At 68.0% G+C, this 15,569-nt stretch carries 16 protein-coding genes; 9 read left to right on the forward strand and 7 right to left on the reverse strand.

Going from position 1 to position 15,569, the window contains the following annotated elements; translation table 11 throughout:
* Positions 1-27 precede the first annotated feature (27 nt).
* On the reverse strand, positions 28-489 hold the full coding sequence (locus JX613_RS09290; protein WP_207101186.1) for a GatB/YqeY domain-containing protein: 462 nt from the start codon (positions 487-489) through the stop codon (positions 28-30).
* Positions 490-621: 132 nt separating this feature from the next.
* On the opposite strand from JX613_RS09290, the gene carA reads away from it, so the two are divergent.
* On the forward strand, positions 622-1,773 hold the full coding sequence (carA, locus tag JX613_RS09295; protein ID WP_207101187.1) for a glutamine-hydrolyzing carbamoyl-phosphate synthase small subunit: 1,152 nt from the start codon (positions 622-624) through the stop codon (positions 1,771-1,773).
* 54 nt (positions 1,774-1,827) lie between these two features.
* Entirely contained in the window at positions 1,828-3,888 is a 2,061-nt protein-coding gene (locus JX613_RS09300) for a glycosyltransferase (protein WP_207101188.1), read from the forward strand.
* On the opposite strand, the gene JX613_RS09305 is transcribed toward JX613_RS09300, so the two are convergent.
* A complete protein-coding gene (locus JX613_RS09305; RefSeq protein WP_207101189.1) occupies positions 3,885-6,677 on the reverse strand; it encodes a [protein-PII] uridylyltransferase family protein in 2,793 nt (930 codons plus the stop codon). The two genes, JX613_RS09300 and JX613_RS09305, sit on opposite strands and share 4 nt — an antisense overlap.
* Positions 6,678-6,870: 193 nt before the next feature.
* Here JX613_RS09305 and JX613_RS09310 point away from each other — a divergent pair, with 193 nt between their 5' ends.
* The 3 genes from JX613_RS09310 to ilvN all read left to right on the forward strand — a co-directional run bounded on the left by JX613_RS09310 (position 6,871) and on the right by ilvN (position 10,232).
* Positions 6,871-7,710 carry an arginyltransferase gene (locus JX613_RS09310; RefSeq protein ID WP_154763300.1) on the forward strand — a complete coding sequence of 280 codons (840 nt, stop codon included), beginning with the start codon at positions 6,871-6,873 and terminating at the stop codon, positions 7,708-7,710.
* Positions 7,711-7,851: 141 nt separating this feature from the next.
* The gene (locus JX613_RS09315; protein WP_207101190.1) at positions 7,852-9,606 is read left to right on the forward strand and encodes an acetolactate synthase 3 large subunit; all 1,755 of its coding nucleotides are present in this window, start codon (positions 7,852-7,854) and stop codon (positions 9,604-9,606) included.
* A gap of 65 nt (positions 9,607-9,671) precedes the next feature.
* Complete coding sequence (ilvN, locus tag JX613_RS09320) at positions 9,672-10,232, forward strand: acetolactate synthase small subunit (RefSeq protein ID WP_207101191.1); 561 nt, start codon at positions 9,672-9,674, stop codon at positions 10,230-10,232.
* Positions 10,233-10,238: 6 nt separating this feature from the next.
* Here ilvN and JX613_RS09325 read toward each other — a convergent pair whose 3' ends face one another.
* Positions 10,239-10,589 carry a hypothetical protein gene (locus JX613_RS09325; RefSeq protein ID WP_237168479.1) on the reverse strand — a complete coding sequence of 117 codons (351 nt, stop codon included), beginning with the start codon at positions 10,587-10,589 and terminating at the stop codon, positions 10,239-10,241.
* A gap of 297 nt (positions 10,590-10,886) precedes the next feature.
* Positions 10,887-11,639 (reverse strand): M48 family metallopeptidase, encoded by a 753-nt coding sequence (locus JX613_RS09330; protein ID WP_207101192.1) that lies wholly within the window; start codon positions 11,637-11,639, stop codon positions 10,887-10,889.
* 154 nt (positions 11,640-11,793) lie between these two features.
* Here JX613_RS09330 and JX613_RS09335 point away from each other — a divergent pair, with 154 nt between their 5' ends.
* Genes JX613_RS09335 through JX613_RS09345 form a run of 3 tightly spaced genes read left to right on the forward strand, consistent with a single transcriptional unit; the run spans position 11,794 to position 13,369 of the window.
* Complete coding sequence (locus JX613_RS09335) at positions 11,794-12,033, forward strand: hypothetical protein (RefSeq protein ID WP_207101193.1); 240 nt, start codon at positions 11,794-11,796, stop codon at positions 12,031-12,033.
* Between the two features lie 50 nt (positions 12,034-12,083).
* Positions 12,084-12,656, forward strand: a complete 573-nt coding sequence (locus tag JX613_RS09340) for a nitroreductase family protein (protein WP_207101194.1) — start codon at positions 12,084-12,086, stop codon at positions 12,654-12,656.
* Entirely contained in the window at positions 12,653-13,369 is a 717-nt protein-coding gene (locus tag JX613_RS09345; RefSeq protein WP_207101195.1) for an EI24 domain-containing protein, read from the forward strand. The genes JX613_RS09340 and JX613_RS09345 overlap by 4 nt, the downstream gene beginning before the upstream one ends.
* On the opposite strand, the gene JX613_RS09350 is transcribed toward JX613_RS09345, so the two are convergent.
* Positions 13,326-13,595: a DUF1467 family protein gene (locus tag JX613_RS09350; protein ID WP_207101196.1), complete on the reverse strand. Its 270-nt coding sequence runs from the start codon at positions 13,593-13,595 to the stop codon at positions 13,326-13,328. The genes JX613_RS09345 and JX613_RS09350 overlap by 44 nt on opposite strands.
* Positions 13,595-13,999 carry a methylmalonyl-CoA epimerase gene (gene mce / locus JX613_RS09355; RefSeq protein ID WP_207101197.1) on the reverse strand — a complete coding sequence of 135 codons (405 nt, stop codon included), beginning with the start codon at positions 13,997-13,999 and terminating at the stop codon, positions 13,595-13,597. The genes JX613_RS09350 and mce overlap by 1 nt, the downstream gene beginning before the upstream one ends.
* A gap of 126 nt (positions 14,000-14,125) precedes the next feature.
* Between mce and JX613_RS09360 the strand changes: the two genes are divergently transcribed.
* Positions 14,126-14,860 carry a response regulator gene (locus JX613_RS09360; protein WP_207101198.1) on the forward strand — a complete coding sequence of 245 codons (735 nt, stop codon included), beginning with the start codon at positions 14,126-14,128 and terminating at the stop codon, positions 14,858-14,860.
* Here JX613_RS09360 and JX613_RS09365 read toward each other — a convergent pair.
* Positions 14,857-15,555 carry a GNAT family N-acetyltransferase gene (locus JX613_RS09365; protein WP_207101199.1) on the reverse strand — a complete coding sequence of 233 codons (699 nt, stop codon included), beginning with the start codon at positions 15,553-15,555 and terminating at the stop codon, positions 14,857-14,859. The two genes, JX613_RS09360 and JX613_RS09365, sit on opposite strands and share 4 nt — an antisense overlap.
* Between the last annotated feature and the right edge of the window lie 14 nt (positions 15,556-15,569).

The raw sequence follows: 15,569 nt of genomic DNA on the forward strand, positions 1-15,569 counted from the left end.
CCTTTGGCCCGGACGGGTTTGTCCCCGTCAGTTCAGCAACCGCGCCTTGACCATCGGCCCCACGGCGCCGAAATCCATCTGCCCCGCATGGCGGTCGCGCAGTTCCGCCATGACGCGGCCCATGTCGCGGATGCCGGTCGCCCCCAGGGCGGCGATGGCCGCGTCGATGGCCGCAGAGGTTTCGGCCTCGGTCAGTTGCCGGGGCAGGAATTCCTGGATGACGCCGATCTCGGCTTCTTCCTTCTGGGCCAGTTCCAGCCGGCCGCCTTCCTCATAGGCCCTGGCCGATTCCTGGCGCTGCTTGACCATCTTCGACAGGATCGCGATCAGGTCGGCGTCGCCCAGCGTTCCTTCGCCATCGCCGGTGCGGGCGGCGATCTCGCGGTCCTTGATGGCGGCGGCGATCAGCCGCAGCGTGGACAGGCGCGCGCTGTCCTTGGCCTTCATGGCTTCCTTCGTGGCGGCTTGCAGCGTGGCTCGCAGGTCCATGGTCGTCTCTCCGGGGCGCGAAAGCCTGCGGTCTAGGCCAGTCCCCGGGGCAAATCAAGATAGGGCGATGTCCTTGACCTTGCCGCCCCCTGCCCCTATTCACCGGCAGATTTCACACAAGGGGTGCCCGCCATGGCTAAAAAACCGACCGCCTGCCTTGCGCTTGCCGACGGGACCGTCTTCCACGGCCAGGGCTTCGGCGCGCCCGGAGAGGTCGTGGCCGAGCTGGTCTTCAACACCGCGATGACCGGCTATCAGGAGATCATGACCGATCCCAGCTATGCCAGCCAGATCGTCACCTTCACCTTTCCCCATATCGGCAACACCGGCATCACGCCGGAAGACGACGAGGCCCCCGATCCCGTCGCCAGCGGCATCATCGTCCGCTGGGATCCGACCGATCCATCGAACTGGCGCGCGGCGGGCGACCTGCCCGGCTGGATGGCCCGGCGCAACCGCATCGGCATGGGCGGGGTGGACACGCGCCGCCTGACCCGCGCGATCCGCCAGCAGGGCGCGCCCCATGTGGTGCTGGCCCATGACCCGGACGGCAACTTCGACATCGCCGCCATGGTCGCCAAGGCCCGCAACTGGACCGGCCTCGTGGGCCTGGATCTGGCGCGCGACGTGACCTGCCGCCAAAGCTATCGCTGGGACCAGGGCGCATGGGAATGGGGCAAGGGTTTCGGCACCTCGCCCGAGCCCAAGCCCTTCAAGGTGGTCGCGCTGGATTACGGCGCGAAACGCAACATCCTGCGGTCGCTGGTGGCCTTCGGGGCCGACGTGACCGTCCTGCCCGCCACCGCCACGGCCGAGGAGGTCCTGGCCCATGAGCCCGAGGGCGTGTTCCTGTCGAACGGCCCCGGCGATCCGGCGGCGACCGGGGAATATGCCGTGCCGATGATCCAGACCCTGCTGGACCGCGACATGCCGATCTTCGGCATCTGCCTGGGCCACCAGATACTGGCGCTGGCGCTTGGGGCCAAGACCGTGAAGATGGGCCACGGCCACCACGGCGCGAACCATCCCGTGCGCGACACCGAAACCGGCAAGGTCGAGATCACGTCCATGAACCACGGCTTCGCGGTGGACAGCCAGACCCTGCCCGCCGGCGTGATTGAGACCCATGTCAGCCTGTTCGATGGCAGCAATTGCGGCATCCGCGTGCAGGACAAGCCGGTCTTTTCCGTGCAATACCACCCCGAGGCCGCGCCGGGCCCGCAGGACAGCCTGTATCTGTTCCAGCGGTTCGCGGACGCGATGCGCGCCCGCCGCGGGGCTTAACCCCTTCTTAACCGCTTTCGTGCCACCCATGGGCGATCCAACAGGGAATCGCCCATGGCCAGTCCGCACACCTCAGCCGTTCTGCCCGCTGACGCAGCCGCGCCGACCATGGCGCCCCGCAACCAGGCGCCCCTGGGGCAGCTGCTTCTGGAAGACGGCGCCGTCGATCCCGGCAACCTGCTGAAAGCCAGCGTGATGCGCGGGCGGCAGGACAGCCGCCTGGGCCAGATCCTTCTGTCCCAAGGCTGGGTCACGCCCGAGGCGCTGCTGCGCGCCCTGTGCCGCCAATGGCGCACGACCGCGCTGGATCCCGCCAAGACCCCCGGCGATCCGCGCCTCATCGACGCCCTGGGGGCCGAGTTCTGCCTGGCCAATGCCATCCTGCCCTGGCGGCGCATCGGCGGCGTCACTTGGATCGCCACCGCCCGCCCCGAGGCTTTCGCGGCCCTGATCCCGCTGTTCCCCGCCAGCTTCGGCCAGGTGCGGATGCTTCTGTGCAGCGAGGATCAGGTCCAGGCCGCCGTTCTGGCCGTCCGCCGCATCGCCATGATCCGCCAGGCCGAGATGCGCGTCCCCGCTGCGGAAAGCTGCCGGTCCCGGAACGAGGCCCGCACCGGCCGCATCGCCCTGGGCGCGATGGCGGCCCTGGCGCTTGGCCTGTGGCTTGCGCCCGTGATGATCCTGTCGGCCCTGACGCTGTGGGCCACCGCGTCCTTGCTGGCGCAAAGCGGGCTCAAGCTGCTGGCCTTCCTGTCCAGCCGCCGCATCCTGGCCGAACAGGACGCCCTAGCCGAGGATCTGGCCCGGGGCCGCGCCAAGCGGGCGGAAATGACCGGCCCGCTGCCGGTGATCTCGGTCATGGTGCCCTTGTTCCGCGAAAGCGATGTCGCGGGCAAGCTGGTCAGCCGGTTGTCGCGGCTGGATTACCCGCGCGAGTTGACAGACATCCTGCTGGTGATCGAGGCCAGCGACCAGGTGACCCGCAACGCCCTGCAAGGCGCGCGCCTGCCCGGCTGGATCCGCGTGGTCGAGGTGCCGGACGGCCCCGTCCAGACCAAGCCGCGCGCCTTGAACTATGCGCTGAACTTCTGCCGGGGGGCGATCATCGGCGTCTGGGATGCCGAGGACCGGCCCGATCCCGACCAGTTGCACGCCGTCGCCCGCCGCTTCCATTTCGCGCCCGCCGATGTGGCCTGCCTGCAAGGCGCGCTGGATTTCTATAACCCCCGGACCAACTGGCTGGCGCGCTGCTTCACTATCGAATACGCGGCCTGGTTCCGGGTGATCCTGCCCGGTGTCGCGCGGCTTGGCCTGGTCGTCCCCCTGGGCGGCACCACGCTGTTCTTCCGCCGCGACGCGCTGGAACAGGTCGGTGCCTGGGACGCCTGGAACGTGACCGAAGACGCCGACCTGGGCGTGCGCCTGGCCCGGCGCGGCTGGCGGACCGAGATCATCGACACCACCACCGACGAGGAGGCGAACTGCCGCGCCCTGCCCTGGATCAAGCAACGCTCGCGCTGGCTGAAAGGCTATGCGATGACCTGGGGCGTCCACATGCGCAACCCGCGCCTGTTGTGGCGCGAACTGGGGGCTTGGCGCTTCATCGGCTTCCAGATCCAGTTCCTGGGCAGCCTGTCGCAATACCTGCTGGCCCCGGTGCTGTGGAGCTTCTGGCTGCTGAGCCTGGGCCTGCCCCATCCCCTGCGCGAGCCCTTGGCAGGCGTCTGGGGCGGCTATGCGATCCCGGCGCTGTTCGGCACCTTCATCGCATCCGAGCTGCTGTCCATCGGGGTGGGCATGTGGGCCGTGCGCGCCGACAAGCACCGCCACCTGATGGCCTGGGTGCCCAGCCTGCACCTGTATTTCCCGCTGGGCTGCCTGGCCGGGTGGAAGGCCATCTACGAAGTGGTCGTGAAGCCCTTCTACTGGGACAAGACCGCGCATGGCCTTTACGACGCCGACGCCGACGCCGCCGCCGTCGCGGTGCCCGAAGGCACGGTGTCGGTCCCGCTGCTGGGCGCCATCGGCGAGCGCAAGCCGGATGCGGCGCCCGCGGCACCGGTGATCGACGAAGGCCTTGCCCCCGCCGCGGTGCCTGCCCGGAAACGCGCCTAGCCCGCTTCGACCGGCAGGGCCGCGTCGATCAGGGCGGCGGCCTCGGCGCAGGAATCGCGCAGGCGGTCGGCCAGATCCGCGATCGACTTCGCGCCGCTTTCCCGCAGCAGGAATTCCTGCCCGCCCAGGCCGATCTCGTCCATGTCCAGGGGCTTCATCGTCAGCAGCCGCCCCGAGGCGTGAAGCCGCCACAGGAACCGCCAGATGGACGCCAGCCGGTCGGCATCCCGCGCGGCGATCAGTCCCGCCCGCCGCCCGGCGCGCAGTTGCGCCAGCGTCCCGCGCGCCGGATCGCCCGCCCGCAGCGCCAGCGATTGCGCCAGCAGGTCGATGTCCTGCAACCGGCCGGGACCGACCTTCGCTTCCCACGCGCCGTCCAGGGGACGGGCGGCGAAGATGCGTTCGCGCATGTCGGCCAGATCGGGCATGACGCGCGGATCGGTGCCGCGCCCGCGCAGCACGGCCAGCCGCAGCGCCTCGACATCGTTCGCCAGTTCCTCGGCCCCCTCGCCCGCCATCGCCACCACGCGGGCACGGGTCAGGGCCAGGTGTTCCCAGGTCCAGGCCTCGGTCATCTGGTAGCTTTCAAAGCTGCCGATGGCGGTCGCCACCGGCCCCTGCCGCCCCGAGGGGCGCAGGCGCATGTCCACCTCGTAAAGCCGCCCTTCCGCCGTCGGGGCGGAGGCGGCTGTGATCATCGCCTGCGTGAGGCGCGCGTAATAGGGGCGCGCCGCCAGCGGACGCGGCCCGTCCGAACTGTCCGCCCCGTCCGCGTCATAGATCACGATCAGGTCCAGGTCGGATCCGGCGTTCAGCGTGCGCGCCCCCAGCGAGCCCATGCCCAGCACCACCGCCCCCCGTCCCGGGGGCTGCCCGTGCTTGCGGGTGAAATCGCCGGCGGTGACGGGAAACAGCGCGCCCACGCAGGCATCCGCAATATCGGCATATTGGCCCGCGGCCTCGTCCGCGTCGATCAACCCGCGCAGGTGGTGGACGCCCACGCGGAAATGCCATTCATGCGTCCAGCGGCGGGCGGCGTCCAAAGCGGCCTCGTATCCGCCGCCAGGCCCGGTCAGCGCCCCTTGCAGCAAACGATCCGCATCCGCGCGCAGCCCCTGCCCCCCCGGCCAGGGCGAGAAGAAGCTGCCGCCCAGCACCCCGTCCAGCACCGCCGGATGGCGCGTCAGATAGGCGGCAAGCCCCGGCGCGCTGCCGCAGATATCGACCAGCAGGTCGATCAGCTGGGGGTTGGCCTCGAACAAGGAAAAGATCTGCACGCCGGCGGGCAAGCCCGACAGGAAGCCGTCGAAGCGGCGCAGCGCCTCCTTGGGGTGGCCGGTTTTCGCCATGCGCGACAGCAATTCGGGCTCGACCCGCTTGAAGATCTGCTGCGCGCGGGTCGAGCGCAGGGCCGGATAGGCGTGCCACCCGTCGATGATCGCCTGCGATTCGGGCGAGATCGGCGGATGCTCGGCAACCTCGCCGGGGGCGAAGAAGGTTTCGGTCAGCTCGTGCACATGCTCCAGCCGCGCGCGCAGGCGGGCGGACCAGGCCTCGGCGTCCGCCTCGCCCATCATGGCGGCGATCAGCGCCACGCCCGCCGCGTCCCGGGGCAGGCTGTGGGTCTGGGCGTCATTGACCATCTGGATGCGGTGTTCGATGTCGCGGTGCTGGCGGTAATGATCGGTCAGGTCGCGCGCCACATCCGCCGGAATCCAGCCCTTGTCGGCCAGCGCGGCAAGGCCGCCCACGGTGTCGCGCTGGCGCAGGCCGGGGTCGCGCCCGCCCGCGATCAGCTGGCGGGTCTGGGTGAAGAACTCGATCTCGCGGATGCCGCCCCGGCCCAGCTTCATGTTATGGCCCGGAATCTCCAGCCGCCCGCCCAGGCCCTTGTGGTCGCGGATCCGCAGGCGCATGTCGTGGGCGTCCTGGATGGTGGCGAAATCCAGGTGCTTGCGCCAGACGAAGGGGTGCAGTTCGCGCAGGAAGCCTTCGCCCGACGCGATGTCGCCCGCCGCCGCGCGGGCCTTGATGAAGGCCGCGCGTTCCCAGGTCCGGCCCTCGGCCTCGTAATAGGCCAGCGCGGCGGCGGCCGAGATGCAGACCGGCGTGACCGAGGCATCGGGCCGCAGCCGCAGGTCGGTGCGGAAGACATAGCCATGGGCCGTCACCTCGGACAGCATCGCGGCCATCTTGCGGGTGGCGCGGATCAGGGCGGCGCGCGCGTCCTGCTGGTCGGCCTCGCCATAGGCGGCCTCGTTGAACAGCACGATCAGGTCGATGTCGGAACTGTAGTTCAGCTCGCGCGCGCCGCCCTTGCCCATGGCCAGCGCGAAGATCCCGCCCGCGTCGGCATCCGTCGGGGGCAGCTTGCCGCGCCGGCGTTCCTGCGCGACATGGACCCGCAGGGCCAGATCGACGGCGCAGTCGGCAAGATCCGACAGCGCGCCCGTCACCTGTTCCAGCGGCCAGACGCCGCCCAAGTCGGCCAGCGCGGCATGAAGCGCGACCCGGCGCTTGGCCCGGCGCAGGGCGATCGCCAGATCCTCGGGGCCCAGGTCGTCGAAGCCCGCCGTCTCGCGGGCGACCACGTCATCGGCCCCAAGCGCGCCGGGCAGCCACTGGGCTTCCTTTTGCAAAAGCCCCGCCAGATAGGGACTGCACCCCGCAGCACCGCCGATCAGGGCGGACAGCGCGGGATCCAGCGCGGGGAACAGCGACAGGACATGCCGCGCCCGGTCGGGATCGGCGGCAAGGGGATGGCGGGTGATGCGGGCGGCGAAATCCATGCGCGGCAGGTTAGACAAAGGCCCGGCCCGGTCAATGTCCCCTGCCGCGCCCGTTCAAGCTTTAATTCTTTCCCGGCTTGGCGTGTCCCGCATTCATTGCTAGGCTTTCGCGCAAATCAACAGGTGGGCTGACGGATCCTTTTCGGCGCATGATCAGTTCTGGAACGACAACCCGCCACAAGGGCCGCCCGTGATGCGCCATACCCTTCCGCATGCGCCGCAATTCTATGTCACGGCTCCGCAGCCCTGCCCTTACCTGCACGGGCGGGCCGAACGCAAGCTGTTCACGGCGCTGCATGGCGACAATGCGGCCGAACTGAACAATGCCCTGTCGCGCCAGGGCTTCCGGCGGTCGCAGAACGTGCTTTACCGGCCCAGCTGCGAAAGCTGCGTGGCCTGCATGTCGGCGCGGATCCGGGTGGCGGATTTCCAGCCCTCGCGCACGCAGCGCCGGTTGATGCGCCGCAACGCGGGCCTGAAGCGCCTGGCCACCAGTGCCTGGGCGACCGAGGAGCAGTTCGAGCTGTTCCGCCGCTATCTGGACAGCCGCCACGCCGATGGCGGGATGGCCGACATGGACATCTTCGAATTCGCCGCGATGATCGAGGAAACGCCGGTCAAGACCCGCGTGATCGAATACCGCTGCAGCGGCGACCGGCCCGAACGCTTGGCGCCCGGCGACGATTTTCTGGCCGCCGTCTGCCTGACCGACGTGCTGGATGACGGGTTGTCGCTGGTCTACAGCTTCTACCACCCGGTCCTGCAACCGGCGAGCCTGGGGACATATCTGATCCTGGATCATATCGAGATCGCGCGGGCCGCCAAGCTGCCCTATATCTACCTGGGCTATTGGGTGCCGGGCAGCCGCAAGATGGACTACAAGGCGCGCTTTTCCGCGCTGGAGATCTACAAGGGCGGGGTCTGGCAGCCGATCGGCGATCCGCAGGACCATTCCAACGAGGCACATCCCCTGTCGGTCGATCCGATCGTCGAACAGGTGGCCCGCATCGCCCTGCCGCAGTTCGACCGCTGAAAATGGCGAAAGAAAATTACAAAATTTGCGTGATAAGCGTCATTTTATCCGCAACTGCCCATTGACCCTGTCAGGCCGCATCCATAGTTTGCGCCGACGTTCGCGGGCCTCTGCCCGCGACTTGGCCTGATGGAGGAAGCGATGTCCCGAACGATGACGGGTGCAAGAATGGTTGTCGAAGCCCTGCGCGACCAGGGCGTCGATACGGTATTCGGCTATCCGGGCGGGGCGGTGCTACCTATCTATGACGAGATTTTCCAGCAGAACGACATCACCCATGTCTTGGTCCGCCATGAACAGGGCGCGGTCCACATGGCCGAGGGTTATGCCCGGTCCACGGGCAAGCCGGGCGTCGTTCTGGTCACGTCCGGGCCGGGGGCCACGAATGCCGTTACAGGCCTGACGGACGCGCTGCTGGATTCCATCCCGCTGGTGGTGCTGTCGGGACAGGTTCCGACCTTCATGATCGGCACCGACGGCTTCCAGGAGGCCGATACGGTCGGCATTACCCGTCCCTGCACCAAGCACAACTGGCTGGTCAAGGACACCGACAAGCTGGCCGGGACAATCCACAAGGCCTTCCAGGTCGCGACCTCGGGGCGGCCGGGGCCGGTGCTGGTCGATATCCCGAAGGACGTGCAATTCGCGACCGGCACCTATGTCGGGCCGAAGCAGGTCGAGCCCGGCCGCTACCAGCCGGTCCGCAAGGGCGACATCGGCGCCATCACCCGCCTGGTCGAACTGATCGAGGCGGCGGAGCGGCCGGTCCTTTATACCGGCGGCGGCGTCATCAATTCGGGCCCCGGGGCAAGCCAGTTGCTGCGCGAACTGGCGGATGCGACGGGCTTTCCGGTCACGTCCACGCTGATGGGGCTTGGCGCCTATCCGGCATCGGGGCGGAACTGGCTGGGGATGCTGGGGATGCACGGGCTGTACGAGGCGAACCTGGCGATGCACGGCTGCGACCTGATGATCAACATCGGCGCGCGTTTCGACGACCGCATCACCGGCCGCGTGGCGGATTTCAGCCCGCACTCGATCAAGGCGCATATCGACATCGACCCCTCCAGCATCAACAAGGTCATCCATGTGGACATTCCCATTGTCGGCGACGTGGGCCATGTGCTGGAGGATCTGCTGAAGGTCTGGAAATCGCGCGGACGCAAGACCAACAGCGCCGCGCTGGCCCGCTGGTGGCAGCAGATCGAGGGCTGGAAGGCCAAGAACTGCCTGTCCTACCGGAACAGCGACACGATCATCAAGCCGCAATACGCCCTGGAACGGCTGGAGGCGCTGACCAAGGGCCGCGACCGCTACATCACGACCGAGGTCGGACAGCATCAGATGTGGGCCGCGCAATACCTGCATTTCGAGGGGCCGAATCGCTGGATGACCTCGGGCGGGTTGGGGACGATGGGCTATGGCCTGCCCGCCAGCATCGGCGTGCAGATGGCCCACCCGGATGCGCTGGTGATCAATGTCGCGGGCGATGCCAGCTGGTTGATGAACATGCAGGAAATGGGCACGGCGGTGCAGTTCCGCCTGCCGGTCAAGCAGTTCATCCTGAACAACGAACGCCTTGGCATGGTGCGCCAGTGGCAGCAGTTGCTGCATGGCGAACGCTACAGCCAGTCCTGGTCGGACAGCCTGCCCGATTTCGTCAAGCTGGCCGAGGCCTTCGGCTGCAAGGGCGCGGTGGTTCGCGATCCGAAGGATCTGGACGGTGCGATCCAGCAGATGCTGGATTACGACGGCCCCTTCATCCTGGATGTCCTGGTCGAGAAGCACGAGAACTGCTTCCCGATGATCCCCTCGGGCAAGCCGCATAACGAGATGCTGCTGGGCGAGGCCGCGACCTTCGGCGTGATCGAATCGGAAGGCGCGGTTCTGGTCTGAGATCGTCGCGTGGGGGCGTTGCCCCCACACCCCCAGGATATTTGTGCCAAAATGAAGGCAGAACCATGAACGCTTTGAACATCCAGAAGGGCGCGTCCAGCCATTCGGCCTATGACCTGCGCGATCCGAATTCACAGGTCGAGGAAAGCCACACCCTGGCCGTGCTGGTCGAGAACGAGCCGGGTGTCCTGGCCCGCGTGATCGGGCTGTTCTCGGGCCGCGGCTACAACATCGACAGCCTGACCGTGGCCGAGGTGGATCACACCGGGCATCGTTCGCGCATCACGCTGGTGACGCGCGGCACGCCTTCGGTCATCGCGCAGGTCAAGGCGCAGCTGGGGCGAATCGTGCCGGTGCACGAGGTTCACGACCTGACGGTCGAGGGTCCGGCGGTCGAACGCGAACTGGGCCTGTTCAAGGTGCGCGGCCAGGGCGAAAAGCGGGTCGAGGCGCTGCGAATCGCCGAAATCTTCCGCGCCAATGTCGTCGATTCGACGCTGGAAAGCTTTGTCTTCGAACTGGTCGGCACGCCCACCAAGCTGGACGCCTTCGCCGATCTGATGCGTCCCCTGGGGCTGGCCGACCTAGCCCGCACCGGCGTCGCCGCCCTGTCGCGCGGGGTCTGATCGCCCTCAGCTTGCGGCGGCCGCCCTCAGCCCCGGCGGCGTCGCAAGCTGGTCCCGCGCATCGGGCTGGGGGGTCGAGGAAACGACGCGCAGATGCGGCTCGACCGGGGTCGCGCTGGCGCGCAGCATCCCGGGAAGATCGGCGTATTCCTGTTCCGAAAGCAGGCTGACGCGGCGGGCGTTGCGAAGCGCGCCGACGATCTCACTGTCCAGTTCGACCAGATCGCCCGGCTGGGGCCACCATGCCGGGCTGGTCAGATTCTCGCGACCCTGCAGATAGGCAAGGGCTGCATGATCCTCGCACCAGATCACCGCCTTTTCCTTGTCCACGCTACTCCACACAACGACGCCGATCATTCCGCAACTCCAAACGGACGCCCACCGGCATCGCGCTACCATGTCAAGTCACATGCATTTAATGTGCAAGGTAATGGTGACGAAAGCAGATTTCCGCCGATAGGTCAGCTTTTTTTTGCCGATGGAACATAAATTTTCGGCACCTGTGTCGTCCTTGGGCAGGGCTGGATGGAACCCTTTGTTTAGGAAAAAGGTTTTGGGTCGTTTATGGGATTTGCGACAAAGGTCACCGGCTGGGCCCCTTACCGTGCCCCGAAGAACGTGGTAAATTTGCCGCAGGCAAGGGCCTGTCGCAGCCTATCGGATCCGCCCGCTGACCACGTCGTTCACGGCCCGCCGGACCTGGTCAAGCCGCGCCGCGCGGGACGGATGGGTGCCCAGCATGTGATCGCCCGGATCGGGGATTCGCTCGAAGAATCGCGATCCGTTGATCGGGTCGAAGCCCGCGTTCAGCGTCATGATCGCCCCCAGGTAATCGGCCTGAAGTTCCCAATCGCGGGAATAATAGCGTGACCCGACCGATGCGCCGATGCGCTGCGCGGTCTCGATGGCCTCGGGGTTGTTGCCATAGACCGAGGCGATGCTGCCCAGGATCACCGCGCCCGCCGCCGCCGCGCCCGCCTTGCGGTCCAGGTGGTTCAGGACATGGTGGCTGGCTTCGTGGCCCACGACAAAGGCGATCTCGTCGCCGTTGCGGGCCAGCGCGATCAGCGACAGGGTGAATCCGATGATCGGGCGGCCGGTGGGGTCGATGGTCTGGAAGGCGTTGGGTTCCTGCCCCGGGCGGTCGTCCACGACGAACTGGAAGTCGCAGTTGATGGGCTGCGTGCGCCGTTGCAGACATTCGCGTTCCACCGCGGGTTCCATCCGGCGCATCACGGCCACGAACATGCGGGCGGTCGATTGCGGGCTGCCGTCGTTGGTCAGGACGGGCGCGGGTTGGGGCGCGGCATAGGGGCCGGTCGGCAGCGGCGCCTGGTCCATGGGCAGCGGCGCGCAGGCCGCCATGCCCAGAAGCCCCGCACCCAGGATCGCCGCGATCTGCCTCATTGCCCTGCCCCTTGCACGATGCCGCATTTCGCCGTGACGCGGTCTTACCCTTGGTTCGCGGCGATCTTATCCTCTCGCCGGAAGCCGCGCAAACCCTGCCCGCTTGCCGACGGGCGCTCATCACGCGAATGTCGGCCGAACCAAGGAGACAGCGATGTTCACCATCGAGCATGATTTCGACGCCACCGTCATCACCCTGATCGACGAGGTCGAGCCCGAAACCGGCCCCTTGAACGAGGATGTGGTGATCCTGTCCTTCGACGACCGCGTCGTGGTGGAACAGGTCGGCCCCGACGACGAGGTGATGCGCATCACCCTGTCGATGCACCAGCTGGCCGAGTTGCGGCTGGCCCTGAACCTGCCCGAAGGCAACTACCGGATCCAGCGCGGCTAGGTTGCGCCGCCTGCCGCTTTCGGCAAAGAACAGGCGCGAAGGAGACTGCCATGAGTTATCGCAACGACGCCGCGCTGGATTTCCTGGCGACCCGCCGGTCCCATCCGCCCAAGATGCTGCGCGCCCCCGCCCCCGACCGGGCCGAGATCCTGCGCCTGCTGACCCTGGCCGCGCGCAGCCCCGACCACGGCAAGCTGGAGCCTTGGCGGTTCGTGGTGCTGGAACGCGGGGCGCTTGACCGGCTGGCACCGATCTTGCGCGACCAGGTGCTGGCGGCGGGCCAGGATGGGGCGGTGGCGGACAAGGCGGCCTCGGCCTTTGCCTCGCCGGTGATCGTGGCGGTGGTCTCGGCCCCGGTGGCCAGCGACAAGGTGCCCCGGTGGGAACAGTTCCTGTCGGCGGGCGCGGTCTGCCTGGGGCTGGTCAATGCGGCGCTGGCCTCTGGCTGGGGGGCGGCCTGGCTGACCGGGCCTGCGGTGCTGGACGAAACCTTCGGGCGCACCCACCTGGGTCTGTCGGAAAACGAGCGCATCGTCGGTCTGGTTCATATCGGCAGCCGGGGGGAAACCCCACCCGAACGCCCGCGCCCCGATGTCGCGGCCAAGACGACGTGGCTGGAATGACTGTCCTTCGCGCCCTGACGCTGGCCTGGCTGGATCTGCTGCGCCCGCGCATTCTGCGGCTGGCGCTGATGGGCGTGGGGCTGACGATCCTGCTGTTCGTCCTGCTGCAAGCGGCGGTGTTCTGGGCCGTGCGCAGCTTCGTGCCGGGCGGCTTTTCCTTGCCCTGGATCGGCACGCTGGATGTCGGATCGGTCCTGTCCTGGGGATCGCTGGCGCTGTTCCCGCTGATGGGGTTCTTCCTGATGGCCCCGGTCGCCGCAGGCTTTGCCGGGCTGTTCGCCGAACAGGTGGCCGACGCGGTCGAGGAGATCCATTACCCCGCCCTGCGCGGCAAGTCGCTGGATTTCTGGGACGGGCTGCTGGAATCGCTGGCGGTCGTTGCGGCGGTTCTGGTCGTGGCGGTGCTGTCGCTGGTGCTGACGCCTTTCCTGGGGCCGGTGGCGCCCCTGCTGCTGTTCGGCGCGAACGGCTGGCTGCTGGGGCGAGAGTTCTTCCAGATGGCCGCGCGCCGTCACATGGACGAACCGCAGGCCACCGCCCTGCGCCGCGCGAACAGTGCGCGCGTGACGCTGGCCGGGGTGCTGGTCGCGGTGGCGCTGGTCGTTCCGGTCGTGAACATCGCGGTGCCGCTGCTGGCGGCAGCGGCCTTCACGCATCTGTTCCACGGGGTCAGCGGATCAGCCGGTCCAGGTTCGCGATATCCGCGCGGGTGACGAAGCCGCCCAGGATGACAAAGGCGATGGCGGCCCAGATCACCGCCGTGATGGCCGTGGTCCAGATCAGCTTGCGCTTCAGCCGCAGGTCGGCGGGCGCGCCGGCGGGGGTGCCGGGCACGATCTCTCCGGCGTCCTGCTGGCTGCGCTGGCCGATCATCACCACGATGAACAGGGTCAGGAACCACAGCACGGCGAACAGGACGATGCCTCCGGTCAGGTTCATCAGACCTGCTCCAGCTCGATCAGGCAGCCGTTGAAGTCCTTGGGATGCAGGAACAGCACCGGCTTGCCATGCGCGCCGATCTTGGGCTCGCCATTGCCCAGGACGCGCGCGCCTTCGGATTTCAGCCGGTCGCGGGCGGCCAGGATGTCGTCCACCTCGAAGCACATGTGATGGATCCCGCCCGCCGGGTTCTTGTCCAAAAACCCTTTGATCGGGCTGTCTTCGCCCAAGGGATAAAGCAGTTCGATCTTGGTGTTGGGCAGTTCGATGAAGACCACGGTGACGCCGTGGTCGGGCTCGTCCTGAGGCGCGCCCACGCGCGCGCCCAGAGTGTCGGCATATTGCGCCGAGGCTGCGGCTAGGTCGGGAACCGCGATGGCGACGTGATTGAGGCGTCCGATCATCATTTCCTCCGTTTTCCACGCTTCTAGGGCCTTCGGGCAGGCGGCGAAAGGAAAACCCGGCGTTGTTAACCGCTTCTTAGCGAATCAGCCGCTAACTGGACCGGCGACATTGGTAGGGACACTGACATGCAGAACGACATCGCGTCCGACGTGGTCGGGGCTTTGCCCATGTGGCGGGCCTCTTCGCCGAACCGCCCAATGGCCGGGCTGACCGTGCTGGTGGTCGAAGATTCGCGCTTCGCCAGCGAGGCGGTGCGGCTGCTCTGCCTGCGCTCGGGCGCGCGGATCCGGCGGGCCGATTGCCTGCGGTCGGCAGCGCGGCACCTGCAAACCTATCGCCCGGCGGTGGTGATCGTCGATCTGGGCCTGCCCGACGGCGATGGCGCGGGGCTGATCCGCCAGATCGCCGCGACGGAACCGCGCGTGCCGGTGCTGCTGGGCATCTCGGGCAATCCGGACCTGGGGGATGTGGCGCTGGCGGCGGGGGCGGACGGCTTTCTGGCCAAGCCCATCGAAAGCCTGGCGGTCTTCCAGCAGACGATCCTGGCGGCCCTGCCGGTCGAGGCGCGGGGCCACGGCTTGCGCATCCTGCCGGACGAGGTGATCCAGCCCGACCCCTCGGGCCTGCGCGACGACCTGGCCCATGTGGCCGAGATCCTGGCCAGCGCCCAGGACACCACGGCGGTCGATTACATCGCGCATTTCCTGGCGGGCATCGCCCGGTCGGCCCATGACCCGGTGCTGGAGGCCGCCGCCACGGCCCTGCAGCGCGACCGCGAGGCAGGCCATGCCCTGGCCAGCGACCTGGCGCGGATCAGCGGGCTGGTGCAGGAACGCCTGTCCAGGGTCGCAAGCCTCTAGGCCGCGCCGCGCCCCGGCAGCGCCTTGGCGGTCAGGCCCGACAGGCTTTGACGCTGCCCGCCGGCCGCATCGAAGTTCGCATCATCCAGCCAGGCGGCATGGGCCGGCGCCAAGGCCCGCCAATCCGCATCGGTGATCGAGAACCAGGCCGAATCGCGGTTCTCGCCCTTGACGATCATGTGGTTGCGGAACGTGCCCTCGTGGGTGAAGCCCAGCCGAAGGGCCGCCCGCCGCGACGGGGTGTTCAACGCGTTGCATTTCCATTCCACCCGGCGATAGCCGTTATGGAAAGCCCAGCCGATCATCGCCATCAGCGCCGCGCTGGCCGTCCGCGTCCGCTGCAAGGATAGCGTCAGCAGGATATGCCCGATCTCGATCACGCCATTGGCGGTGTCGATCCGCAGGAAGGCGGCATGGCCCGCCGCCCGCCCCGTCCCGGGATCAAGGATCGCCAGGAAAAAGGGATCGGTCGAGGCCTCGGCCCGCGCCATCCAGGCGCGGTGGTCGTTTCGGGACAGGAAGGGGCCATAAGGCATATACGTCCACAGCGCGTCATGCCCTGCCTGCGCGTCGAACAGGTCCGCGGCGTGCCGGTCCGCCGACAAGGGTTGCAGGATGTCGCTGCGCAGGGGCTGCGCCGCCGGATGCGGGGGCGGCACGAAATCCGCCAGCGGCATGTGGTTCCCGACCTGCATTCCGCGCCTCCTGT

It is taken from the genome of Paracoccus shandongensis (assembly GCF_017315735.1).
Taxonomy (GTDB): domain Bacteria; phylum Pseudomonadota; class Alphaproteobacteria; order Rhodobacterales; family Rhodobacteraceae; genus Paracoccus; species Paracoccus shandongensis.